A 20,027-nucleotide genomic window follows, 5' to 3' on the forward strand; every position below is an offset into this window, starting at 1 on the left:
GGACTGCAACGCAGTCCGCAGCGCAAAAGGTGGGCGTGTACAGGAAGCCGGTCTGAAGCCCGAGTAAGGCAGTACACCGCTGACCGACGCGCTCTATTCTTTCCCCCTTCCGCCGCCGGCGAGCGACGGTACAGAACCGAAGAAGGAGAACCAGCCGCTGCGCTCGCCACTCGGTCGAACGAAGAGAACTCGCAGGTCGGCTTACGCGCCGTCTTCGGTCTTCGTCTTGTCTATCTCGATTTCGCCTTCGTGAATCTTCGCACCGTCCTGTGCGACCTGTCGCGCGAGGACGGCACATTTGATGCGCATCGGCGAGATATCGACACCGAGCATCTGCGTGATGTCGTCGGTGTCCATCGCTTCCAGTTCGGAGAGTGTCGTCCCCGGAAGTCGTTGCGTGAGCATGCTCGCGGACGCCTGACTGATGGCACACCCATCACCGGAGAACGCGACGCGCTCGATCGTCTCGCCGTCGTCAGCGAGCTGCACGTCCATCGTAATCGTATCGCCGCAGGAGGGATTCTCCCCCGTGTGACTGAACGTCGGAGACTCCAGTCGGCCGTGGTTACGGGGGTTCTTGTAGTGGTCCAAAATCTGCTGACGATACATGTCTGAGCCAATGCCCATTGGTGTTCGTCGGGGGTACGCCCGAGCGCCGTAAAAGGGTTCCGGGGCGGCCGAATCGTCCGATTTCGGCGCTTACACCGTCTCGGTCGCGGCGGCAGTCGTCGCCTCCATCTCGTCGTACTTCGTCCACTTCTTTTCGACGTCGCGGTTGGCGACGACGACGGTGTCGCCTTCGTCGCTCTCGAATCGCGTCTTCCGGAGTTCGATGGCGGTCACCGTGCCGGTGACGGGGTCGGCTTTTACCCTGTCGCCGGGGTTGAAATCGGGGTCACGGAGGAGATAGACACCGGCGACGGTGTCGGCAATCATGTTCGACAGCGCGTAGGAGACGCCGAGTGCGATGAACCCGGCGGCGGTCCCGAGACTCGCCGCGATTTCGGTCATTCCGACGATGTTCAACAGTGCCAGCGCCGCGCCGAACCAGAGGAAGACACTGGCGATCGCGACGCCGAGGTCGACGACGAGATCCTGTTCTTCCGGGTAGATTCCGTCGAGGACGCCCCGAAGGACGTACAGAATCGCTCTGATACCGACGTACGCGAGGCCGACGAAGACGATTCCCGTGAGTATCTTCGGTGTGGCGTTGCGAACGACGTTCCCGAACTCGACGAGCGTCGTCTCGAACGTATCGAGGAGAAATCCGGTCACCGTTTGGAGCATACGACCGGATGACGTGTCAGCAGAACAAATGTATTGGGGCGAGTGAAACTCGCCCTCGTCCGTCCCTAGTCAGGCGAAGATGTCGCGTGCGACCTGCAGTCCCTCGACCAGTTTGTCGATTTCCTCTTTCGTGTTGTAGATGTAGAAGGACGCTCGCGTCGATGCGGCGGCACCGAGCACTTCGTGGAGTGGTTGCGTACAGTGGTCGCCGGCGCGGATGGCGATACCCTGTTCGTTGAGGATGCTCGACAGGTCGTGGGCGTGGACGCCGTCGAGGTTGAACGCGACGAGGCCGCCTCTGTCGTCGCCCGGCGGGCCGTAGATTTCGATGTCGTCGAACTCGCTCAGGCGGTCGTAGGCGTACTCGGCGAGGAGTTCTTCGTGTGCCTGGACGTTCTCCATGCCGATGTCGTCGAGGTAGTCGACGGCGGCACTGAATCCGATACCCTGTGCGATGGGTGGCGTTCCCGCTTCGAACTTCCACGGAAGGTCCTCCCACGTCGAATCCTCGAAGGTGACACGACGTATCATCTCGCCGCCGAAGAGGTACGGTTGCATCTCGTCGAGGATGTGGCGTTTGCCGTAGAGCGCACCGATGCCCGTCGGTCCGCACATCTTGTGGCCGGAGAACGCGAAGAAGTCGGCGTCGATAGCCTCCACGTCGACGGGGCGGGTCGGAACCGACTGCGCACCGTCGACGAAGATGTACGACCCGACTTCGTGGGCCATGTCGGCGAGTTCGGCGACAGGGTTGATGGTACCCAACGTGTTCGACACGTGGACGACAGAGACCATCTTCGTGGAGTCGTCGATGAGTTCTTTCGCGTGCTCCATGTCGAGTCGGCCGTCGTCGTCGACGCGGATGAAGCGCGTCTCTGCGCCGGTCTTCTTGGCGATTTGCTGCCACGTGACCAGCGAGGCGTGGTGTTCCATCTGCGTGAGGACGACAGAGTCACCCGGTCCGAGTTCTTCGAGACCCCACGCGTAGGCGACGAGGTTCATCGACTCGGTGGTGTTCTTCGTGAAGACGAGTTCTTCGCGTCCGCCGGAGGCACCGATGAACTCGGCGACTCGGTCGTGCGCGTTCTCGTACGCGACAGAGGCTTCCTGACTCAGGCTGTGGATACCACGGTGGACGTTCGAGTTGTACCCGTAGTAGTAGTCGACGATGGCGTCGACGACCTGTTTCGGCGTCTGACTCGTCGCGGCGTTGTCGAGATAGACGAGGGGGATGGTATCGTCGTCGTGCTCACCGGGCGTCGAGATGTCGCCGCCGACCTTCCGCTGAAGAATAGGATAGTCCTTGCGGATGGCATCGACGTCGACAGGGTACGGTTCCTGCACTCCCATTGTGATTGAGTTTAGCCCCGAGGCACAACACGTCTTCGGTCCAAACGTGCTGATGAAACCATTCGTGGTTTCGAACATCCGGCCAGCGATGCCGGAATCTCCGACGTTCGATGGTGACTGCGGTGTTCAGTCGCTGCCCGCCGCGTACCGACTCAGGTTCTGAAGATAGGCGTACCATCCGACGACACCGAGGATGGCGATGACGAGGACGCCGACGACACCGAAGACGCCCGAGAGCGTGATGGCGATGAGTGCGAGAAGGAGGCTCACGACGAGCAGTAACCCGATTATCGCGTCGAGTTTGACGAGAACGGCGGGATGCGTGGTCGATTTCGAGGGCACACCTGCTATCGATACGCTGAAAGAAAATAACTGCCGGCGCACACCGCTGGCGGGCGAACCATCAAGTAGTGGACGCTGGTTAGTGTGGGTATGTCTCCTTCGTCTCCCCTCGCCACCTCCAGTCTGGAGGCACTGCCGATGCAACTCGCGATTTTAGATACGGACGGAGAGATTCTCTACACGAATCGAGCGTGGCGAACGTTCGGAGAGGAAAACGGCTACGTCGGTGACGCCGCTTCTATCGGGAGCAACTATCTCGGTGTCTGCGAGGTGAGCGACGACGTCGAGGTGGGCGATATCGGCGCGGGGATTCGCTCGGTCATCGACGGCGAACGAGACGCGTTCTCGCACGAATACCCGTGTCACTCTCCCGGCGAGCGCCGGTGGTTCACGATGCGGGCGTCTCGGTTCTCCCACGAGGGCGAAACCTACGTCCAGGTCGTCCACTTGAACATCACCGACCGGAAGCTCGCTGAACTCGAAGCAGACGAAAAGGCCAGTCGCCTGCGGAACGTCGCCAGCATCCTCTCACACGACCTGCGAAACCCGCTGTCTGTCGCCCTCGGCTACGCCCAAACGCTGCTGGACGACGGCGTCGAAACTGGCCGTCTCGGCCGCATCGTCGATGCACTCGAACGCATGGACGAAATCATCTCGGACGCACTCGTGTTGGCCCGACACGACAGCGTGACCGAGTGGGCGACTGTCGAACTCGAGACGGAAGCGGAATCGGCGTGGCGACACGTCGAGACGGGCGATGCGTCGCTGGTCGTCACCGACTCGATACGATTCGAAGCCGACCCGAACCTCCTCTCACACGTCTTCGAGAACCTGTATCGGAACGCCGTGGAACACGGTTCGACAGGCAACCAGACTGCGTCTGGTTACGCAGTGGAGCATGGCAAACCGGACGACGACCCGGTGACGGTGACAGTCGGACCGCTCACCGACGAGGACCGAACTGGCATCTACGTCGAAGACGACGGCGTCGGGATTCCACCCGACGAGCGCGACACGGTGTTCGAAGACGGCTACTCCTCGGGGACGGACGGAACGGGTCTCGGACTCTCGATCGTCTCACAGGTGGTCGCAGCGCACGGTTGGTGTCTGGACCTCACCGAGTCGGAATCCGGCGGTGCGCGGTTCGAAATCACGGGCGTCGAACTGGTGGACTAACGCCGGTCGAACGTGTCGGAGAAGAACGGGCGAAAAACCGAACGACTGTGACGAGGCAGCGACGACGTGAACCGATTATCGAAGCCAGAGCAGTTGTGCGTGGAGCGTGCCACCGACTTCGAGAACCGTCTCTTCGTCGATGAGTCCGGCGTCGATGGCGACTCTCACTGACTCTTCGCCGACGATGTTGGCGACGGTGGCGCGGGTGAGACTCTCGACGACGGCGTCCTGGTCCACCGTCTCGGCCTCGTCGCCACCGTAGAAGTCCTCGGTCACGTCCAGCGAGACGCCGCCGTCGGTGTACGTCTCTCCGAGGCAGTCTACGTCACAGACCGAGACGAGAAGCCCTTCCGGGGTCTCGCGTTCGCGCAGGAGCATCAGTACTCCTCGACGAGTTCCGCTTCGGCCTGCTCGCGGATGTCGTCGGCCTGCTGTTGTGCCTGCTCTGCCTCTTCGTCACGGCCGAGTTCTTCGAGTGCGCGTGCCTTCTCCTCGTGGACTGCAGGGGTGCGCATTCCGAGACGGATGGCGTTGTCGAAGGCGTTGACGGCGTCTTCGCTCAGGCCGCGTTCGAGGAGGAAGAAGCCACGGTTGTACCACGCCTGCGGGAAGCGCGGGTCGAGTTCGACGGCGCGTTCGGCGTGGTCGAGGGCGTCGGCGGTCTGGCCCGACTCCCACAGCGCGTACGCGAGGTTGGTGTGGGCCGTCGCGGCGTGTTCGCTATCGTCGTCGATTCGGAGCGCCTCTCGGTACGACCCGACCGCTTCGTCCCACTCTTCGAGTTGGGCGTGTGCGGCACCTTTGTTCACCCACGCCTCCTGTTCGATGGACGAGTCGTCCTCGGCGAAGCGTGCGGCCCGCTCGAATGCCTCTGTCGCCTCTTCGAAGCGGTTGATTTGCATGTACGAGAGCGCGATGTCGAGCAGTTTCTCGACATCGACGTCTTCGGGGTCGATGTTCCGCCGGTCGAGGATGTCGGTCAGGACGCGCGAGTCGACTGGGTCGACCTTCGTCGGGTCCACCGAGAGTTCGGGCGGGTCGAGCGAGAAGTCGGAGTAATCCTCGTCGAACCCCTGCCCTTCAGAGAATCGGTGGGGTCGCTTGCCGTCGTCGGTCATATGGGCGCGATTAGGATTCACGGCGGTTAAACGCTACGTCAGAGGCGCGTCACCGACCGCTTTTTAGCGTCAGTCGGCGTACGTCCCCAGAATGCCGTACCCCGCGACGACAGTGGTTTCGTTCGTCCGACACGCTCACTCCCCGTACGTTCCAGACGCCGAACGGAGTCGTGGTCTCTCGGCCCGTGGCCGACGGGATGCCGCCGCAGTCACTGCCCACCTCGCGTCCGTCGCGGATGTCGTCGTTACGAGTCCGTTCGCGCGCGCCCGCGCCACCGTCGAGGGCATCGCAGACGCCGCAGGCGTCCCGCTCATCGAAGACGAGGACCTTCGGGAACGCGAACTCGCGGACGAACACGTCGACGACTTCGAGTGGGCCGTCGAACGACTCTGGGCGAATCCAACTGCGTCACACCCCGGTGGCGAGTCACACGCCGAGGCGCAGGAACGCGGTGTCGCAGCCGTCGAACGAGTCGTCGAGGCGTACCCCGGCCGACACGTCGTCGTCGGCACCCACGGAACGCTCATGGCACTCGTCTTCAACGCCTTCGACCCGCGCTACGGCTACGAGTTTTGGAACAGTCTGTCGATGCCAGACGTGTACGAAGCGACGTTCATCGAAGGGGAACTCGCTGGCCTCGTCCGGACGTGGACGCCACCGGATGAGGAACCGGCGGAAGCTTAACGTCGTTTTCACATCAATTGATTGCCATGCGACTCTTCCTCGCTATCGACATCCCGTCGTCGCTCTCGGAGGGTGTCGCGGCGGCCCAGTCGTTGCTCGAAGACGCAGACGGCCTCCGGTTCACCGACTCTGAACAGGCACACGTCACGCTCAAATTCCTCGGTGAGACGCCGTCGGACCGCGTTCCTGCGGTGGAAGATGCCGTCGAAACAGCCATCGACGACGCCGGTGTCGACCAGTTCGACGCGTCGGTCGGTGGTCTCGGTGTGTTTCCATCACTCGACTACATCCGCGTCGTCTGGACCGGTGTCGAAGACGGTGCCGACGAGATGATTCGGCTCCACGACGCGATCGAACGAGAGACGACAGAAATCGGATTCGAGGCCGAGAGCCACGACTTCTCTCCGCACGTCACGCTCGCCCGCATGAACGACGCACGCGGGAAGGACTACGTTCGTCGCGTCGTCGAACGCGAAGACCCGACAATCGGGTCGTTCCGTGTTCGCGAGGTTCGGCTGAAGAAGAGCGAACTCGGACCTGACGGCCCAGAGTACGAGACTGTGTCGCGGTTTTCGCTGTGAGTTTCGAACCACTCACTCGTCGCTCGGTGTTCGAGTTCGGGTTCGGTCCACGGCACGGCGGAGTTCTCCGCGAACCGCGTCTCGTTTGAACAGCAGGAACCCGACGAAGATGAGGGTGAACCCGGCGACGGTCGAGAGCGTCGGAACTCGGCTGAGGACGACCCACTCGGCGAGGGCGGCGAACAGTGGGATGACGTACTCGAGGAGGCCAACTTCGATAGGTCCGACCCGGTCGAGAAGCCAGAAGTAGAGCAGGAACCCACCCGCTCCGGCGACGACAGCGAGGTACGCCGTCGAGACAAGTGCTGCTGGTACCCACACTGCGTCGGCGGCGGACTCCCACGGGAGTGCGATGCTCGTCAAGTGGAGGGTGACAGCACCGATGAGCATCATCCACGACTGGACCGCGAGCAGTGACATGCTCGTCTCGCTGTCGTGGGTGAAGACGGCCCCGAGTGCGAAGGCGAGCGCCGACCCGAGCACCAACCCGATGCCGAGGAGGTTCGACGAGAGGAGGTTTTCGGGGTCCGGATTGGCGATGACGATGAGACCGAGAAATCCGACCGTGAGACCTGCAAGCTGGACGGGTCTGAGCCGTTTTCGCGAACTGGTGAGGCGAGTGAGCGTCGGCGTCGCCAGTGGGACGATTCCGAGGAGGACGGACGCAACCGACCCGGCGATGTACACCTGCCCCGAGAACAACAGTGCGTGGTGCGCCCCGATGCTGAGCACACCGCCAGTGAGAATCGGCCGCCACTCGGCGCGTGCCGCCGGAAGGAACCGGTCGCCGCGAGCGATGGTGAGTGCGAACAAGAGCACTGCCGCGATGTCGAACCGAACCGCAGCGAGGAACGCCGGCGGAACTGTCTGGAGGGCGATATCGGTCGCGAGGAACGCACTCCCCCAGACCGCAGAGATGGTGAGAAAGACGACGAGGGTTCGGACCCGACTCATTCACGCAGGGCTTGACGACCCACGAACCTGAATGAGTCGATTCTCTTCGCAGTCGGCCGAATCGGACAGCGTTCGGTGCATTCCCCGGATAAACCGTGTAGATTCGGGCCTGTGGACGGTTCTCACACCCCTGAAACGCGAAGGAACAAGATTTTATGCGGAGGAAGGAAACTGTAGGCCACTATGGGTAAGAAGTCGAAGGCTAAGAAGAAGCGTCTGGCGAAGCTCGAACGTCAGAACAGTCGTGTCCCAGCGTGGGTCATGCTCAAAACCGACATGGAAGTTACGCGAAACCCCAAGCGTCGCAACTGGCGGCGAAGCAACACGGACGAGTAAGCAATGAGCGCAAACGACTTCGAGGAGCGCGTCGTCACCGTCCCGCTCCGCGACGTGAAAGCTGTCCCGTCCTACGAACGAGCAGGCCGCGCGATGAAGATCATCCGCGAGCACCTCGCGAAGCACTTCAAGGTCGACGCCGACGACGTGCGTCTCGACCCCCAGATCAACGAGAGCATCTGGGCAAGCGGTCGACAGGACCCGCCGAGCAAGTTCCGCGTCCGCGCCGCGCGCTTCGACGAGGACGGCGAGTCGGTCGTCGAAGCCGAACCGGCCGAGTAAACGGTGCTCCGCGCCTCCTTCGCCGGTTCATCCTACATCGGCGTCTTCGCTCGGGCGACCGACGACATCCTCCTGGTTCGCCCCGACGCCGACGATTCACTCGCCGAGCGGATGGCCGAGGAACTCGACGTGCCGCTGGTCAAGACGACCATCGGTGGGTCCGGGACCGTCGGTGCGTTAGCGACGGGTAACGAGAACGGACTACTCGTGTCGAGTCGAGCGACGACCCGCGAAAAGGAGGCTCTCACCGAAGTCGTAGACCTTCCCGTCTACGAACTTCCCGGTCGAATCAACGCCGCTGGGAACGTCGTTCTCGCGAACGACTACGGTGCGTACGTCCACGCTGATCTCTCCGACGAAGCCGTCGCGGCCGTCGAAGAAGCGTTGGCAGTTCCCGTCGAACGCGGTGACCTCGGTGACGTTCGAACCGTGGGGATGGCCGCAGTCGCCACCAACCGTGGCGTCCTCTGCCATCCGAAATCCCGCGAACCCGAACTCGAAGCACTCGAAGAACTGCTGAACGTTCGCGCCGACCTTGGAACCATCAACTACGGTGGGCCACTCGTCGGGTCTGGCCTCGTCGCCAACGACGAGTCGTACATCGTCGGTGAAGATACGACCGGTCCGGAACTGGGCCGCATCGAAGACGCCCTCGACTACATCGACTGAGGGCCGCTCGTTCCACCTTTTCGCGGCTCGTTTTCGCTCCGAGTAGGAAGACTCTTCCCGCTTGCCACCTGACCGAAATCCATGAGCCAGTTCACTATCTCTGGAAGCTTCACGAGTCGTGGAGTGACCCACAAGTTCACCAAAACTGTGGACGCACCCAACGAGAACGTCGCACAAGAACGTGTTTTCTCCCTCATCGGCAGTGAACACGGTATCAAGCGTATGAAGGTCGAACTCTCGGAGGTGTCCGCAGCATGATGGGTGGCGGTCAGCAGCAACTTCAGCAGCTCTCCCAGGAACTGCAGGCACTCGACCAGGAGATCGAAGGCCTCGAAGGTGAGGTCTCGGACCTCGAAGACGAGAAGGCCGAAATCGACGAAGCCGTCGAAGCAATCGAGACGCTCGAGACGGGCTCGACCGTGCAGGTCCCGCTCGGTGGCGACGCGTACCTCCGCGCCGAAGTGCAGGACATCGACGAAATCATCGTCTCGCTCGGTGCGAACTACGCGGCCGAACAGAACCAGTCTGACGCTGTCGAAGCGCTGCGCCGCAAGCAGGACATGCTCGACGAAGAGATTGCGAGCCTCCGCGGCCAGATCGAAGAGCTCGAAGAAGAGAGCGAACAGATCGAACAGCAGGCGATGCAGGCCCAACAGCAGATGCAGCAACAGCAGATGCAGCAGATGCAGCAGATGCAGGCCGAGAGCGAAGACGGCGACGACGAGTAACCTCGTAACCCACTATTCAGATGTTCGACGGACTGAAGAAGAAACTCGACCGCTTCCGGGAAGACGTCGAAGACACCGCCGAAGAGAAAGCCGAAGCAGCAGCTTCGGAGGCCGAGGCAGACGCCGAGGCAGCGGCGGAATCCGACGACGCGATGGAACCAGCACAGGCAGACGCCGCGTCTGCCGAGACCGAGACGGTCGATTCGTCGACTGCCGAGACGACGGCCGAATCGGACGCAGACACGGGTTCCGAACCGGAAGTTGACGCGGCCGAAGCGTCGACAGCTGCCGACACCGACGCCGCGGGAGTTGCAACTGCGGATGCCGAAGAAGTTGCAACTGCGGATGCCGAAGAAGTTGCAACTGCGGACGCCGACGCCGATACCGACGCCGACGAACCTGCGCGAGAGTCGCTCGCGTCGGACGCGGCGAAGCAGGCGCTCGCCAACACCGACGAGAAAGACGCGTCGAGTGCGAGTCGATTGAAGCGTGCCGCGGCGTTCGCCACCGGGAAAGTCGTCATCGAGGAAGAAGACCTCGAAGACCCGCTGTGGGAACTCGAGATGGCACTGCTTCAGAGCGACGTGGAGATGCAGGTTGCCGAAGAGATTCTCGACACGATTCGCGAGAAACTCGTCGGCGAGACGCGAAAGCAGGTCCAGAGTACGGGCCAACTCGTCTCCGAAGCGCTCCACGACGCCCTCTACGACGTCATCAGCGTCGGGCAGTTCGACTTCGACCAGCACATCGCAGAAGCGGACAAACCTGTCACCCTCATCTTCACCGGCATCAACGGCGTCGGGAAGACGACGACCATCGCGAAGCTCGCCCGCTACTTCGAGAAGCAGGGCTACTCGACGGTGCTCGCCAACGGTGACACCTACCGCGCAGGTGCGAACGAGCAGATTCGCGAACACGCGAAGGCGCTCGACAAGAAACTCATCACCCACGAACAGGGTGGCGACCCGGCGGCAGTCATCTACGACGCCGTCGAGTACGCCGACGCGCACGACGTCGACATCGTGCTCGGTGACACGGCCGGTCGCCTCCACACGTCGAACGACCTGATGGCGCAGTTAGAGAAAATCGACCGCGTCGTCGGTCCGGACCTCACCATCTTCGTGGACGAGGCAGTCGCCGGACAGGACGCCGTCGAACGCGCCCGGAAGTTCAACGACGCGGCGTCCATCGACGGTGCCATCCTCACGAAGGCCGACGCCGACTCCAACGGCGGTGCGGCGATTTCCATCGCCTACGTGACGGGCAAGCCAATCTTGTTCCTCGGCGTCGGGCAGGGGTACGAGCACATCGAGCGGTTCGACCCCGAAGCGATGGTCGAACGCCTCCTCGGCGAGGACGAGTAAGCACTGTCGTCGCTGGCGCTCTGCTGTCCAGTCCGTTTCTTTTCTCGTTTCAGTCCGTCGTTTCTTCTTCGGTCCGCCGTCTCATTCCACTGCGAGTACGACACCCAGTAGCAGCATCGTCCCCGCGCCGACGTAGTTGAGTATCCGACTGACGCGCGTCTCGGCGAGGGTGTCGCCGAGTCGGTCAGAGCCGAGTGCGACACCGGAGAGGTATATCGCCGTCAACACCGCATACAGTGCTCCCAAGAGTGCCATCCGCGCTGCTGCATCCGGTCCGCGTCCGGCGAATCCGGGAAGGAACGCGAGGAAGAACAGCGCTACCTTCGGGTTCAGGGCGTTGACGAGAACGCCGCGCCGGAAACTCCCCGACGCGCCCGTCTCGACAGACGGGTCGAACTCGTCGTCCCGGAAGGCGACGATTCCGAGATAGATGAGGTAGGCCGCGCCGACGTACTGGATAGCCATCGCCGCCTCGGGAACCGCTCGGAGGAGAGCGGCGACACCGAGCGTCGCCAAGAGCGTGTGAAAGAGCACGCCCGTTGCGATGCCGAACGCCGACCGAACACCCGATTTGCGCCCGTCGAGGCCGCGGGCGAGGACGTACATCGTATCCGGGCCGGGGGTGAGGATGAGTGCGATTGCCGCCCCGGAGAACGCGAGGAGAGTCGTCAGCTGCAATCCGAAGACGAGCGCCGTCATCGACTTCCGCTATGTGTTCTCGGATGAAGTACGTGCGGTTTCGGGAAGCACCTGGTTCCGGAGCGGCGTCTCGGCCGTCCCCGCGTCGTCGCTGGACGCCAATCGCTCGACGTTCTCCGCGAGGATATCCGCCAACCGCGTGAAGTAGTGCGGCGTGTAGCCCGAGACGTGCGGCGTGAGGTAGACGTTCTCGAAGTCCCACAGCGGGTGGTCGTTCGGGAGCGGTTCGGGGTCGGTCACGTCGAGTGCGGCGGCCCGAATGCCGTTGCGCTGAATCGACCTGACGAGTGCGTCGGTCTCGACGACACCACCGCGGGCGATGTTCACGAGGACGGCGTGACCCGGCAGCGAGGTGAACGCCTGTTGGTCTATCAGGCCGCTCGTCTCGTCGGTCAACGGACACGCGAGAACGAGATAATCCGTCTCGACCAGCGCGGATTCCATCTCGTCGAAGCCGACCACGCGGTCTGTCGGCCCGCCTTTCTCGGGTGTGTAGCGAACGCCGATCGTCTCGACACCGAAGGGTTCGAGACGCTCGACGATCGCTTGCCCGATTGCGCCCAGACCGACGACGGTCACAGTCGAACCCATGAGTTCACCGTATGCCTGAAACGCCCGCCACTCGTGTCGTTCCTGCCGACGAATGCCTTCGTCGAGGCGGCGCGTAATCGACAGCAGCCAGCCGATGACGTGTTCGGCGATGTTGGGGCCGTGGACACCAGAGGCGTTCGTGACGACGACGCCTCGCTCACGGAGTTCGGCAAGTGGGAGGTGGTCGTATCCCGCTGCCGCGCCCGCGAATAGCTGGAGGCTGTCTGCAGCGGCGAGCACGTCGTCGTTGAGGTAGGTTCCCGTGATGACGTCGGCGTCGCGGGCGGCGTCGATCGTTTCGGCGGTTGTCTTCGTGTGGACGATAGTCGCCTCTGGTAGTCGCTCTCGGAGCGCATCGGCGTACTCTCCGGCGGGAATGTCGTGAGCGGGTTGGTCCAATACGAGGATTCGAGTCATTGTGCTGCTTGTTGGTCGCATACCCGATAGGTGTTCGCCTGCGGACGCGACGGATAAAGCCTTTACCCGCGCGACGGCGTAGGTTGGGACAATGGTACTCGATAATCTCGGGAGTTCTCTCCGCGGCAGTCTCGACAAGCTGCGGGGTAAATCCCGTCTCGACGAGGAGGACGTCCAGGAGATCGTCAAGGAGATTCAGCGCTCCTTGCTCTCTGCAGACGTCGACGTCAGCCTCGTCATGGACCTCTCTGACTCCATCAAGACCCGGGCACTGGAGGAAGAGCCTCCGGGTGGGACGAACGCTCGCGACCACGTCCTGAAAATCGTCTACGAAGAACTCGTCGGCCTCATCGGTGAGTCGACGGAGATTCCGCTCGAATCGCAGACGATTATGCTCGCCGGCCTGCAGGGGTCGGGCAAGACCACCACCTCCGCCAAGATGGCGTGGTGGTTCTCGAAGAAAGGACTTCGTCCGGCAGTCATCCAGACCGACACCTTCCGCCCCGGTGCCTACGACCAGGCCAAGCAGATGTGTGAACGCGCCGAGGTCGAGTTCTACGGCGACCCCGACTGCGACGACCCGGTCCAGATCGCCCGCGAGGGCCTCGAAGCGACCAAAGACGCCGATATCCACATCGTGGACACGGCCGGTCGCCACGCCCTCGAAGACGACCTCATCGCCGAAATCGAAGAGATAGAATCGGTCGTCCAACCCGACTTGAACCTGCTCGTCCTCGACGCGGCAATCGGGCAAGGTGCGAAAGACCAGGCTCAGCAGTTCGACGAGTCCATCGGTATCGGCGGCGTCGTCATCACCAAACTCGACGGGACGGCGAAAGGTGGCGGTGCGCTGACCGCCGTCAACGAGACGGAGTCGTCTATCGCCTTCCTCGGAATGGGTGAGACCGTCCAGGACATCGAACGATTCGAACCGAACGGCTTCATCTCCCGCCTGCTCGGGATGGGCGACCTGAAGCAACTCTCCGAGCGCGTCGAACGCGCCATGTCCGAGACCCAGGCCGAAGACGAAGACTGGGACCCCGAGGAGATGATGAAGGGGAACTTCACCCTCAAGGACATGCAAAAGCAGATGGAAGCGATGAACAAGATGGGGCCACTCGACCAGGTCCTCGACATGATTCCGGGTCTCGGCGGCGGCCTCAAAGACCAGTTACCGGACGACGCGATGGACGTGACCAAAGACCGGATGCGTTCGTTCGAGGTCATCATGGACTCCATGACCGACGAAGAACTGGAGAACCCGCGCATCGTCGGCGCGTCTCGCGTCAAACGCATCGCGCAAGGGTCCGGACAGGACGAAGAGACGATTCAGGAACTCCTCGAACAACACCGCATGATGGAACAGACCATCAAACAGTTCCAGGGCATGGGCGACGGCGACATGCAGCGGATGATGAAGAAACTCCAGAAACAGGGCGGTGGCGGGATGGGCGGTATGGGCGGCATGGGCCCGTTCTGATTCGCTGACTTTCTCTCCGGGTTTTTTTCCCCTCTTTTCGTCCCTTCTCTTCACCTCTTTTCATCCCTTCTCCCCACTCTTTTCCCTCCCTTCTCTTCACCTCTTTTCGTCCCTTCTCCCCATTTTTTCCCTCCCCTCTCTTCACTTTCCTCGTCTGTCTCCTGTCTCCTGTCTCTGAACATCTGGCAAATCTGACAGTCTTCTTATGTTACGTTGGGTTCTATAACTACCACGCTCGTAGTGTTAGGATAATGAGAAGTTCGTCTGTCGGTGAAAATCTGACAATCCACAAACATGTTTTAATATGCAGTGCGTTGACGATTTTGAGTGAGGGGTTCGCGAAAGTCCTCTCAGAGTGACTATGAGCACAGAAGATAGCACGACACCGGATGGTGTCTCACGACGACGAGTCATGCGGAAAGGTGCAGCAACCGTTGGGGCGCTTGCCCTCGGTGGAGCGGCGTTCGCAGGCGAGGCGGCGGCAACAGACAATGGCCAGCAGGTGAAGAACAAAACGGGCGGCGTTGCGCTCTTCAAAAAGTATAGCTTCCAGCGAAAACGGCCGTGGAAAGTCATCAAGAAGGTCAACCGGAAGGATCTGCCCGCGAGTTGTAACGCGAGTCAGTCGGCCGATAAGACGTACAACTTCTACAAAATCCAGTACAAACGGATGAAGAAACCCACCAGTAAGGGGAAGAAACGGAGAAAAAAGTACGGGTACATCGCCACCCGGAAGAAGTTGTACCCATACAGGAAGTCCGGTCAGTGGTTCAGGTTCAACTCGCAGAAACAAGACTGCAACGACCCGGTGTACTGCAAGTACAACTACAAAGCGGCGTTCGGTCCTGCCAAAGTCAACTCGCAGTAACGTCGACGGACACGGGTTACGTCTTTTTTTGACGCCGCAAGATACACACGAGTACAGGTAGTCAGCGCGTCGATTCACAGTCCCGATTCCCACTGCTGATTCGATATACGGCCGACTTTTAACGCTCGGGTCCGTCGCACCCGACAATGACGGTGCGCGACGTCGCAGTCGAGGCCTACAATGAAGCCCTGCCTGCGCTCGCCGCGAGCCTCGTCGGTGGCCTCATCGCGGGCGTCGTCCTCGGCGGCATGCGCGCCGAACTCCGGGCAGTCCCCGGCCTGCTCGTTCTCGTCCCGGCACTCTTGGCGACGCGTGGGAACGTCTATGGCTCGCTCGGCGCTCGAATCGCCACCGCACTGCATCAGGGTCTCATCGAACCGTACGTCGTCGGTGGCGACAGGCGACTGCGGGCCGCCGCGACTGCCGCCCTCGCCAACGGCGTGTTGACGAGTACGTTCGCCTCCATCGTCGCGTTCTTCCTCCTCACCTTCCTCGGAAAGCCAGTCGCGCCGCTCCCGATTCTCGTCGGCATCGCCATCGTGGCGGGGCTGTTGTCTGGAATCGTCCTCGTCGTCGTCGTCATCACCGTCGTCTTCGCGGGGTACAGACGCGGTCGGAATCCCGACACCATCGTTGGCCCGCTGGTGACGACCACTGGCGACGTCTTCGGTATCCTCTTTTTACTCATCGCCGTCCGAACAGTCCTCGCCATCGCCGGGGTGTCCTGACGTGCCCACGGAGTGGACCGTCCGGGCGATTTCGCGGGCGATGCTCCCCGTCTTACTCGTACTCACGCTGGTCGAACTCGGGAGCGGCCTCATTCTCGGCAGTTTCGAGGCAGAGTTACTCCGGTATCCCTCGCTGCTCATCCTCGTTCCCGTCACGATCGGGACGGCGGGCAACCTCGGGAGCATCCTCGCGGCGCGACTCTCGACGTCGTTCCACCTCGGGACGCTGTCGTTCTCTCCGGCGGACGACGAACTCGCGGGCAACGCTATCGCGACGGTGATTCTCGCACTGACGGTGTTTCCGATTATCGGGGTGGGCGCGTGGATACTGTCGGGGCTCATCGCCGGGAGTGCCGCGCTGTCACTCTCGACGGTGGTCCTCGTCTCTTCGACCAGTGGTGTCTCACTCGCCGTGCTGGCCGTCTTCGTGACGTTCACCGCCACCTACATCGCCTACCGGTTCGGTCTCGACCCCGACGACGTGGTCATCCCCGTCGTCACCAACGTCTGTGACGTCCTCGGTGTGGTGGTGTTGTTCGCGGTGTCGCAACTGCTCATCTGAGTGCCGCTCATCGACCGACGCCGATTAGTTCGTGCGCCGCTACCTCTGGCTGTGCAGTCGTCGACGGTCGTCCCGGTTCTGCTCGATGTGCTCCCCCGAGTCGTGCGTATCGCCGCGTACATCGCCATCGGTGTCTTCGCGGCGAATTTCGTCGTCGCACTCGGCCTCGTCGAGCGAATCGCCGGCCTCTCGCGCTACCTGACGAGTCCTGCCAACCTCCCCGACGAAGTTGGGACGGCTATCGTGACGACTGCGGCATCGACGACGGCGGGATACGGGATGCTCGCCGAGTTTCGCGAGTCCGGTGTCTTGGACGACAGAGCGACGCTCGTCGCCGTCACCATCAACACGTTCTTCGGATTCGTCCAGCACATCTTCACCTACTACTGGCCGGTTCTCATCCCCATCCTCGGCCGCGAAGTCGGGTTCCTCTACGTCGGTGCGCGCGCTGCAATCGCACTCGCGATTACGCTCACGGGCGTCGTCGCCGGCGTGGTGCTTCTTTCTGACCGGAACGTCATGGCCACTGCAATCGCCGAGACAGACGGAGCCGGAGTCGACGTGGACGCGGAAGGCAGTCCAGAGGACCGTGAGAGCGACGACGAATCGCTTCGGTCGCTGGCCGACGACGCAGCGAGACGGACGTGGAAGACGCTCCGCCGCATCGTGCCCAGACTCGCCATCGTCTACGTTCTCGTCACGCTCTTGTTGCAGACGACGGACCTCGAAGCACTCACGAACCTCGCCAGTCCGCTGACGAATCTCGTCGGCCTTCCGGGTGCAGCAGTCCCCGTCGTCATCGCCTTCGCGTTCGACACGACGACCGGTGCGGCGACCATCGCACCCGCTATCGGAACGACGTTCACGCCGCGTCAGGCTGTGGCGACGATGCTCATCGGTGGCATCGTCTCCTTCACCGTCTCGACGTTCAAGCGCTCGATTCCGTTCCAGTACGGCATCTGGGGCGCTGAGTTCGGGTCGAAGGTAATCGTCGTCAACACGGGCCTCAAAATCGTCTTCCTCGCCATCGCAGTGGTGCTGTTAGTCGCCTGAACCGGAATCCGTCAGCAGTCCTCCTGGCGCTCCCCAGCAGTCCGACTGACGCTCAGTCAGCGGTTCTGTGGGTCGATTGGCCGACCGTCTTCTGTCGGCGGCGCGATGTAGTCGATGAGTTCTTCGACAGACGGGTCGCGGACGGTCACGTGAACCTCGATGTCGCCGAGTTCGTCGGGGTTGCCGACGGAGAAGTTGACGACTCCCTTGAACGCCGCTTGCTTCTTCAGCGCGAACGAGAATCCGTCGTCGTCGCGGCGCTTGTCGAACTCTCGTCGGGCGGTATCGAGGATTGCCTGTTCGTGCAGTCGCTCCGAAAACCGCTCGAGTTCGTGGGTCTCCGCGACGAGTTTCCCCGGTTCGTGCGTGAGTTCGACACCGGGGAAGAGATTCTCGACAGCGTCGCCAACGCGGTCTGTCACCTCGGTATCGCGGACTGGGACTTCGATTCGAACGTCGGCGCTGTATATCATCTGTCTCCTCCGGCGACTGCGGCAGGGCCGTCTTCGAACAGGCGCGTGATGGTCGCCTGGTACTCCTCGAGCGTGCCGGTGTTCTCGATGACGATATCCGCGCGGTCCATCGCCTCGCCCATCCCGAAGTCGAGCTCTCGCTGCTCACGTTTCTTCAGTGACTCGACGTCGGTGTCACTCTCGTCGCGTCCTCGTTCACCGAGTCGTTCGGCGCGCATCTCGAACGGTGCTTCGACGCTCACGAGGACGAACTCGTCACCGAACGCCTCACGGAATCGGTCGAGTTCGACACCCGAGCGGAGGCCGTCGACGACGACCACGTCGTTCGATTCGAGGTGGTCTTCGATGACGGGGAGCGAACGTGCGGCGATGGCGTCGTCGCCTTCTTCTTCACGGAGGGTCTTCGCGATTTTTCCGTGGTCTGTCGCCGGGTCTAATCCCCGGTTGCGACACTCCTGACGGATGATGTCTCCCATCGTCACGACGGGGATGCCTGCGTCGCGGGCGACTTCAGCCAGTTCACCCTTTCCACTGCCGGGTAGACCAACCGTCCCGATGACTCTCATAGCCGGTGATACCGTGTTCGCGCTGTTAAACCCTCCCTTCACGTCGCTTCGGGCATCCGAAACACTCCGCCCAACCGCGTCGGTTCGGCCACGCTCCTTTTCGTCTCTCGTCACATACTGTCAGCCATGAAACAACGGTCGTTCCTCGTCAGAGCCATCTGGTTTCTGTTCGTCGGCTGGTGGGCGACGCCCGCCGTCGTCAACATCGCGTGGTTGCTCAATCTGACCATCATCGGCATCCCACTCGGCATCAAACTCATCAATCTCGTGCCGACGGTGTTGACGCTGAAGGAGCCTCGGTCACTGGTCGACCCCGAGTCTGCGGCCGGCCAGCGGTCGCTCCTCGTTCGCGGCGTCTACTTCGTCTTCGTCGGCTGGTGGCTGAGTTGGCTCTGGGCGAACGTGGCGGCGTTCTTCGCGGTCACGATTATCGGACTCCCAATCGCGCTGTGGATGTTCAACCGGCTTCCGGTGGTCACGTCGCTCTACCGGTTCGACGGGTAGAAGCCGATTCGTTTTTCATTTGGCACCTGTTTTGGAGAACCGAGGGCGCGTAGCTCAGTTGGACAGAGCGTCGGACTTCTAATCCGACGGCCGCGGGTTCGAATCCCGTCGCGCTCGCTCGGCCGGAGGCCTCGCTCGCGCGACGTACTCCCGTTCGCGATGCTCACGGGAGTCCCGTCGCGCTCTTTTGTTGTATACTAAGGAACCGCTATGCGACAGCGAGGCGTGTTGGAGCAAACTCGTGTTCTTTTCGATTTCGGTGGCGGCTTTGGAGTAACGACTCCACAGGTGGCTATTCGCTGCAACCAACACTCAATACGTGTCGATTCGTTGGCTTGCCCATGGTCTTCGCTTCTGACCGACCCCTAGTTGAACTGGTTGACCGGTCACTCGACAACGCCGTCGTCTACGGTGATGCAGAGATGGAGACCGTACTCCACGAAGGACCAGTACGAGTGCTTCCCAATGGCTGGGTCGAACTCCCGAGCGGGCGGCTCATCTCGCCCAGTGCGGTCCACCACATCGACACGCAACCAAGTGAATAACTCCTCAAACGATGTCCAACTCACGCCCACACGCCGGGCACTCGTCGTCGACGATAATCACCTGTGCGTCGCAGTCCGGACAGAACTCGCGATAACACGCGCGGTCACCCATGCGTGTAGCTGAGGGACGAAAAACCGAGAAAGTTCGGGTGGGCGTTCGTCACTCGTCGGCCACGTCTTTTCCGGGGTCGGAGAAGTTCGCGCCGATTTCGTCGCCGTACCACTGCGCGTAGCGACCGGGTACCGCGAGGAGGTCTGTCGGGATTCCGTCTTCGATGACGACGCCCGCATCGGTGACGAGGACGCGGTCGGCGTCGCGGACGGCGGCAGCACTATCGGTAGCGACAACGAGCGGTGTATCCGATTGGCGCATCGCCGCCAGTGTCGCGCGGAGGCGCGATGGCGACGCGCTGTGAGGGGCGTGTACGAGCGGGGTAACGCCGGGGATGAGGGTGGCGGCAATCGACGCCGCCTCGGAGACGCGAGGACCGACGACGGCGAGAAACGGCGGTCGTTTCGCCGGGTCGTGGGCGTCCGAGACGGTGTCAGACTCCGTGGTCCCGGTGGAGGACATACACCTTGTTAGTCGTTGCCACGGTCTAAAGGTATGCTGAGCCCCACCGATATTTCGAACAGCATAACCGTGGTTTTAGAACGGTTTGTAAACTT

Annotated in this window: 29 protein-coding genes and 1 tRNA gene; 17 read left to right on the plus strand and 13 right to left on the minus strand. The window is 62.0% G+C overall.

Annotated features, from left to right (window positions below):
- Positions 1 to 201: 201 nt before the first annotated feature.
- From sufU to ACK3SC_RS01050, 4 genes are all read right to left on the minus strand, one after another.
- Complete coding sequence (gene sufU, locus ACK3SC_RS01035; RefSeq protein ID WP_416838274.1) at positions 202 to 627, minus strand: Fe-S cluster assembly sulfur transfer protein SufU; 426 nt, start codon at positions 625 to 627, stop codon at positions 202 to 204.
- Between the two features lie 72 nt (positions 628 to 699).
- Positions 700 to 1,287 carry a mechanosensitive ion channel domain-containing protein gene (locus ACK3SC_RS01040; RefSeq protein WP_416838275.1) on the minus strand — a complete coding sequence of 196 codons (588 nt, stop codon included), beginning with the start codon at positions 1,285 to 1,287 and terminating at the stop codon, positions 700 to 702.
- A gap of 69 nt (positions 1,288 to 1,356) precedes the next feature.
- Entirely contained in the window at positions 1,357 to 2,631 is a 1,275-nt protein-coding gene (sufS, locus tag ACK3SC_RS01045; RefSeq protein WP_416839917.1) for a bifunctional cysteine desulfurase/selenocysteine lyase SufS, read from the minus strand.
- Between the two features lie 132 nt (positions 2,632 to 2,763).
- The gene (locus tag ACK3SC_RS01050) at positions 2,764 to 2,979 is read right to left on the minus strand and encodes a hypothetical protein (protein ID WP_416838276.1); all 216 of its coding nucleotides are present in this window, start codon (positions 2,977 to 2,979) and stop codon (positions 2,764 to 2,766) included.
- A gap of 90 nt (positions 2,980 to 3,069) precedes the next feature.
- On the opposite strand from ACK3SC_RS01050, the gene ACK3SC_RS01055 reads away from it, so the two are divergent.
- Positions 3,070 to 4,155, plus strand: a complete 1,086-nt coding sequence (locus tag ACK3SC_RS01055; protein ID WP_416838277.1) for an ATP-binding protein — start codon at positions 3,070 to 3,072, stop codon at positions 4,153 to 4,155.
- A gap of 75 nt (positions 4,156 to 4,230) precedes the next feature.
- Here ACK3SC_RS01055 and ACK3SC_RS01060 read toward each other — a convergent pair whose 3' ends face one another.
- Positions 4,231 to 4,533, minus strand: a complete 303-nt coding sequence (locus ACK3SC_RS01060) for a DUF424 domain-containing protein (RefSeq protein ID WP_416838278.1) — start codon at positions 4,531 to 4,533, stop codon at positions 4,231 to 4,233.
- The gene (locus tag ACK3SC_RS01065) at positions 4,533 to 5,273 is read right to left on the minus strand and encodes a tetratricopeptide repeat protein (protein WP_416838279.1); all 741 of its coding nucleotides are present in this window, start codon (positions 5,271 to 5,273) and stop codon (positions 4,533 to 4,535) included. The genes ACK3SC_RS01060 and ACK3SC_RS01065 overlap by 1 nt, the downstream gene beginning before the upstream one ends.
- Before the next feature lie 91 nt (positions 5,274 to 5,364).
- On the opposite strand from ACK3SC_RS01065, the gene ACK3SC_RS01070 reads away from it, so the two are divergent.
- Both ACK3SC_RS01070 and thpR read left to right on the plus strand, forming a co-directional pair.
- Entirely contained in the window at positions 5,365 to 5,958 is a 594-nt protein-coding gene (locus ACK3SC_RS01070) for a histidine phosphatase family protein (RefSeq protein ID WP_416838280.1), read from the plus strand.
- 26 nt (positions 5,959 to 5,984) lie between these two features.
- Positions 5,985 to 6,539 carry an RNA 2',3'-cyclic phosphodiesterase gene (thpR, locus tag ACK3SC_RS01075; RefSeq protein WP_416838281.1) on the plus strand — a complete coding sequence of 185 codons (555 nt, stop codon included), beginning with the start codon at positions 5,985 to 5,987 and terminating at the stop codon, positions 6,537 to 6,539.
- Positions 6,540 to 6,551: 12 nt separating this feature from the next.
- Here thpR and ACK3SC_RS01080 read toward each other — a convergent pair whose 3' ends face one another.
- Positions 6,552 to 7,493, minus strand: coding sequence for a DMT family transporter (locus tag ACK3SC_RS01080; protein WP_416838282.1), 942 nt, complete (start codon positions 7,491 to 7,493; stop codon positions 6,552 to 6,554).
- Between the two features lie 183 nt (positions 7,494 to 7,676).
- On the opposite strand from ACK3SC_RS01080, the gene ACK3SC_RS01085 reads away from it, so the two are divergent.
- From ACK3SC_RS01085 to ftsY, 6 genes are all read left to right on the plus strand, one after another.
- Positions 7,677 to 7,829: a 50S ribosomal protein L39e gene (locus ACK3SC_RS01085; protein WP_007544136.1), complete on the plus strand. Its 153-nt coding sequence runs from the start codon at positions 7,677 to 7,679 to the stop codon at positions 7,827 to 7,829.
- Positions 7,830 to 7,832: 3 nt separating this feature from the next.
- On the plus strand, positions 7,833 to 8,111 hold the full coding sequence (locus tag ACK3SC_RS01090) for a 50S ribosomal protein L31e (protein WP_151111239.1): 279 nt from the start codon (positions 7,833 to 7,835) through the stop codon (positions 8,109 to 8,111).
- Between the two features lie 3 nt (positions 8,112 to 8,114).
- Complete coding sequence (locus ACK3SC_RS01095; RefSeq protein WP_416838283.1) at positions 8,115 to 8,780, plus strand: translation initiation factor IF-6; 666 nt, start codon at positions 8,115 to 8,117, stop codon at positions 8,778 to 8,780.
- Between the two features lie 81 nt (positions 8,781 to 8,861).
- Positions 8,862 to 9,038 (plus strand): 50S ribosomal protein L18Ae, encoded by a 177-nt coding sequence (gene rpl18a / locus ACK3SC_RS01100; RefSeq protein WP_416838284.1) that lies wholly within the window; start codon positions 8,862 to 8,864, stop codon positions 9,036 to 9,038.
- Entirely contained in the window at positions 9,038 to 9,508 is a 471-nt protein-coding gene (gene pfdA / locus ACK3SC_RS01105; RefSeq protein WP_416839918.1) for a prefoldin subunit alpha, read from the plus strand. The genes rpl18a and pfdA overlap by 1 nt, the downstream gene beginning before the upstream one ends.
- A 20-nt stretch (positions 9,509 to 9,528) precedes the next feature.
- Entirely contained in the window at positions 9,529 to 10,872 is a 1,344-nt protein-coding gene (gene ftsY / locus ACK3SC_RS01110) for a signal recognition particle-docking protein FtsY (protein WP_416838285.1), read from the plus strand.
- A gap of 81 nt (positions 10,873 to 10,953) precedes the next feature.
- On the opposite strand, the gene ACK3SC_RS01115 is transcribed toward ftsY, so the two are convergent.
- The gene (locus ACK3SC_RS01115) at positions 10,954 to 11,571 is read right to left on the minus strand and encodes a LysE family translocator (RefSeq protein WP_416838286.1); all 618 of its coding nucleotides are present in this window, start codon (positions 11,569 to 11,571) and stop codon (positions 10,954 to 10,956) included.
- Between the two features lie 9 nt (positions 11,572 to 11,580).
- Positions 11,581 to 12,579 (minus strand): D-2-hydroxyacid dehydrogenase, encoded by a 999-nt coding sequence (locus ACK3SC_RS01120; protein ID WP_416838287.1) that lies wholly within the window; start codon positions 12,577 to 12,579, stop codon positions 11,581 to 11,583.
- Between the two features lie 91 nt (positions 12,580 to 12,670).
- On the opposite strand from ACK3SC_RS01120, the gene ACK3SC_RS01125 reads away from it, so the two are divergent.
- Positions 12,671 to 14,059 (plus strand): signal recognition particle protein Srp54, encoded by a 1,389-nt coding sequence (locus tag ACK3SC_RS01125; RefSeq protein WP_416838288.1) that lies wholly within the window; start codon positions 12,671 to 12,673, stop codon positions 14,057 to 14,059.
- A 50-nt stretch (positions 14,060 to 14,109) separates the two neighbouring features.
- Here ACK3SC_RS01125 and ACK3SC_RS01130 read toward each other — a convergent pair whose 3' ends face one another.
- Positions 14,110 to 14,241 carry a hypothetical protein gene (locus tag ACK3SC_RS01130; RefSeq protein WP_416838289.1) on the minus strand — a complete coding sequence of 44 codons (132 nt, stop codon included), beginning with the start codon at positions 14,239 to 14,241 and terminating at the stop codon, positions 14,110 to 14,112.
- Positions 14,242 to 14,420: 179 nt separating this feature from the next.
- On the opposite strand from ACK3SC_RS01130, the gene ACK3SC_RS01135 reads away from it, so the two are divergent.
- From ACK3SC_RS01135 to ACK3SC_RS01150, 4 genes are all read left to right on the plus strand, one after another.
- Entirely contained in the window at positions 14,421 to 14,927 is a 507-nt protein-coding gene (locus tag ACK3SC_RS01135; RefSeq protein WP_416838290.1) for a hypothetical protein, read from the plus strand.
- A gap of 146 nt (positions 14,928 to 15,073) precedes the next feature.
- Positions 15,074 to 15,655, plus strand: a complete 582-nt coding sequence (locus tag ACK3SC_RS01140; RefSeq protein WP_416838291.1) for a magnesium transporter — start codon at positions 15,074 to 15,076, stop codon at positions 15,653 to 15,655.
- Between the two features lies 1 nt (position 15,656).
- Positions 15,657 to 16,217 carry a magnesium transporter gene (locus ACK3SC_RS01145; RefSeq protein ID WP_416838292.1) on the plus strand — a complete coding sequence of 187 codons (561 nt, stop codon included), beginning with the start codon at positions 15,657 to 15,659 and terminating at the stop codon, positions 16,215 to 16,217.
- A gap of 51 nt (positions 16,218 to 16,268) precedes the next feature.
- Positions 16,269 to 17,270, plus strand: coding sequence for a nucleoside recognition protein (locus ACK3SC_RS01150; protein WP_416838293.1), 1,002 nt, complete (start codon positions 16,269 to 16,271; stop codon positions 17,268 to 17,270).
- A 56-nt stretch (positions 17,271 to 17,326) separates the two neighbouring features.
- On the opposite strand, the gene ACK3SC_RS01155 is transcribed toward ACK3SC_RS01150, so the two are convergent.
- Complete coding sequence (locus ACK3SC_RS01155) at positions 17,327 to 17,743, minus strand: RNA-binding domain-containing protein (RefSeq protein ID WP_416838294.1); 417 nt, start codon at positions 17,741 to 17,743, stop codon at positions 17,327 to 17,329.
- Positions 17,740 to 18,309: an AAA family ATPase gene (locus tag ACK3SC_RS01160; RefSeq protein WP_416838295.1), complete on the minus strand. Its 570-nt coding sequence runs from the start codon at positions 18,307 to 18,309 to the stop codon at positions 17,740 to 17,742. The genes ACK3SC_RS01155 and ACK3SC_RS01160 overlap by 4 nt, the downstream gene beginning before the upstream one ends.
- Positions 18,310 to 18,435: 126 nt before the next feature.
- Here ACK3SC_RS01160 and ACK3SC_RS01165 point away from each other — a divergent pair, with 126 nt between their 5' ends.
- From ACK3SC_RS01165 to ACK3SC_RS01175, 3 genes are all read left to right on the plus strand, one after another.
- The gene (locus ACK3SC_RS01165) at positions 18,436 to 18,813 is read left to right on the plus strand and encodes a YccF domain-containing protein (protein WP_416838296.1); all 378 of its coding nucleotides are present in this window, start codon (positions 18,436 to 18,438) and stop codon (positions 18,811 to 18,813) included.
- A gap of 43 nt (positions 18,814 to 18,856) precedes the next feature.
- Positions 18,857 to 18,930: transfer RNA gene (locus ACK3SC_RS01170), tRNA-Arg, on the plus strand.
- Between the two features lie 224 nt (positions 18,931 to 19,154).
- Positions 19,155 to 19,358 (plus strand): hypothetical protein, encoded by a 204-nt coding sequence (locus ACK3SC_RS01175; RefSeq protein WP_416838297.1) that lies wholly within the window; start codon positions 19,155 to 19,157, stop codon positions 19,356 to 19,358.
- 160 nt (positions 19,359 to 19,518) lie between these two features.
- Here ACK3SC_RS01175 and ACK3SC_RS01180 read toward each other — a convergent pair whose 3' ends face one another.
- On the minus strand, positions 19,519 to 19,932 hold the full coding sequence (locus tag ACK3SC_RS01180; protein WP_416838298.1) for a hypothetical protein: 414 nt from the start codon (positions 19,930 to 19,932) through the stop codon (positions 19,519 to 19,521).
- Between the last annotated feature and the right edge of the window lie 95 nt (positions 19,933 to 20,027).

This window comes from Haloferax sp. DFSO52, from assembly GCF_048158745.1.
GTDB lineage: Archaea > Halobacteriota > Halobacteria > Halobacteriales > Haloferacaceae > Haloferax.

What these genes read in the sequence shown, in the direction of transcription:
- ftsY (WP_416838285.1), top strand. Translation starts at nt 9,529, where the DNA reads ATGTTCGACGGACTGAAGAAGAAACTCGACCGCTTCCGGGAAGACGTC.
- rpl18a (WP_416838284.1), top strand. Translation starts at nt 8,862, where the DNA reads ATGAGCCAGTTCACTATCTCTGGAAGCTTCACGAGTCGTGGAGTGACC.
- ACK3SC_RS01065 (WP_416838279.1), bottom strand. Translation starts at nt 5,273, where the DNA reads ATGACCGACGACGGCAAGCGACCCCACCGATTCTCTGAAGGGCAGGGG.
- ACK3SC_RS01160 (WP_416838295.1), bottom strand. Translation starts at nt 18,309, where the DNA reads ATGAGAGTCATCGGGACGGTTGGTCTACCCGGCAGTGGAAAGGGTGAA.
- ACK3SC_RS01060 (WP_416838278.1), bottom strand. Translation starts at nt 4,533, where the DNA reads ATGCTCCTGCGCGAACGCGAGACCCCGGAAGGGCTTCTCGTCTCGGTC.
- ACK3SC_RS01040 (WP_416838275.1), bottom strand. Translation starts at nt 1,287, where the DNA reads ATGCTCCAAACGGTGACCGGATTTCTCCTCGATACGTTCGAGACGACG.
- ACK3SC_RS01130 (WP_416838289.1), bottom strand. Translation starts at nt 14,241, where the DNA reads ATGTTCAGAGACAGGAGACAGGAGACAGACGAGGAAAGTGAAGAGAGG.
- thpR (WP_416838281.1), top strand. Translation starts at nt 5,985, where the DNA reads ATGCGACTCTTCCTCGCTATCGACATCCCGTCGTCGCTCTCGGAGGGT.
- ACK3SC_RS01090 (WP_151111239.1), top strand. Translation starts at nt 7,833, where the DNA reads ATGAGCGCAAACGACTTCGAGGAGCGCGTCGTCACCGTCCCGCTCCGC.
- ACK3SC_RS01085 (WP_007544136.1), top strand. Translation starts at nt 7,677, where the DNA reads ATGGGTAAGAAGTCGAAGGCTAAGAAGAAGCGTCTGGCGAAGCTCGAA.
- sufU (WP_416838274.1), bottom strand. Translation starts at nt 627, where the DNA reads ATGGGCATTGGCTCAGACATGTATCGTCAGCAGATTTTGGACCACTAC.
- ACK3SC_RS01080 (WP_416838282.1), bottom strand. Translation starts at nt 7,493, where the DNA reads ATGAGTCGGGTCCGAACCCTCGTCGTCTTTCTCACCATCTCTGCGGTC.
- pfdA (WP_416839918.1), top strand. Translation starts at nt 9,038, where the DNA reads ATGGGTGGCGGTCAGCAGCAACTTCAGCAGCTCTCCCAGGAACTGCAG.
- ACK3SC_RS01140 (WP_416838291.1), top strand. Translation starts at nt 15,074, where the DNA reads ATGACGGTGCGCGACGTCGCAGTCGAGGCCTACAATGAAGCCCTGCCT.
- ACK3SC_RS01125 (WP_416838288.1), top strand. Translation starts at nt 12,671, where the DNA reads ATGGTACTCGATAATCTCGGGAGTTCTCTCCGCGGCAGTCTCGACAAG.
- ACK3SC_RS01115 (WP_416838286.1), bottom strand. Translation starts at nt 11,571, where the DNA reads ATGACGGCGCTCGTCTTCGGATTGCAGCTGACGACTCTCCTCGCGTTC.
- ACK3SC_RS01120 (WP_416838287.1), bottom strand. Translation starts at nt 12,579, where the DNA reads ATGACTCGAATCCTCGTATTGGACCAACCCGCTCACGACATTCCCGCC.
- ACK3SC_RS01155 (WP_416838294.1), bottom strand. Translation starts at nt 17,743, where the DNA reads ATGATATACAGCGCCGACGTTCGAATCGAAGTCCCAGTCCGCGATACC.
- ACK3SC_RS01055 (WP_416838277.1), top strand. Translation starts at nt 3,070, where the DNA reads ATGTCTCCTTCGTCTCCCCTCGCCACCTCCAGTCTGGAGGCACTGCCG.
- ACK3SC_RS01135 (WP_416838290.1), top strand. Translation starts at nt 14,421, where the DNA reads ATGAGCACAGAAGATAGCACGACACCGGATGGTGTCTCACGACGACGA.
- ACK3SC_RS01070 (WP_416838280.1), top strand. Translation starts at nt 5,365, where the DNA reads ATGCCGTACCCCGCGACGACAGTGGTTTCGTTCGTCCGACACGCTCAC.
- ACK3SC_RS01165 (WP_416838296.1), top strand. Translation starts at nt 18,436, where the DNA reads ATGAAACAACGGTCGTTCCTCGTCAGAGCCATCTGGTTTCTGTTCGTC.
- ACK3SC_RS01175 (WP_416838297.1), top strand. Translation starts at nt 19,155, where the DNA reads ATGGTCTTCGCTTCTGACCGACCCCTAGTTGAACTGGTTGACCGGTCA.
- ACK3SC_RS01180 (WP_416838298.1), bottom strand. Translation starts at nt 19,932, where the DNA reads ATGTCCTCCACCGGGACCACGGAGTCTGACACCGTCTCGGACGCCCAC.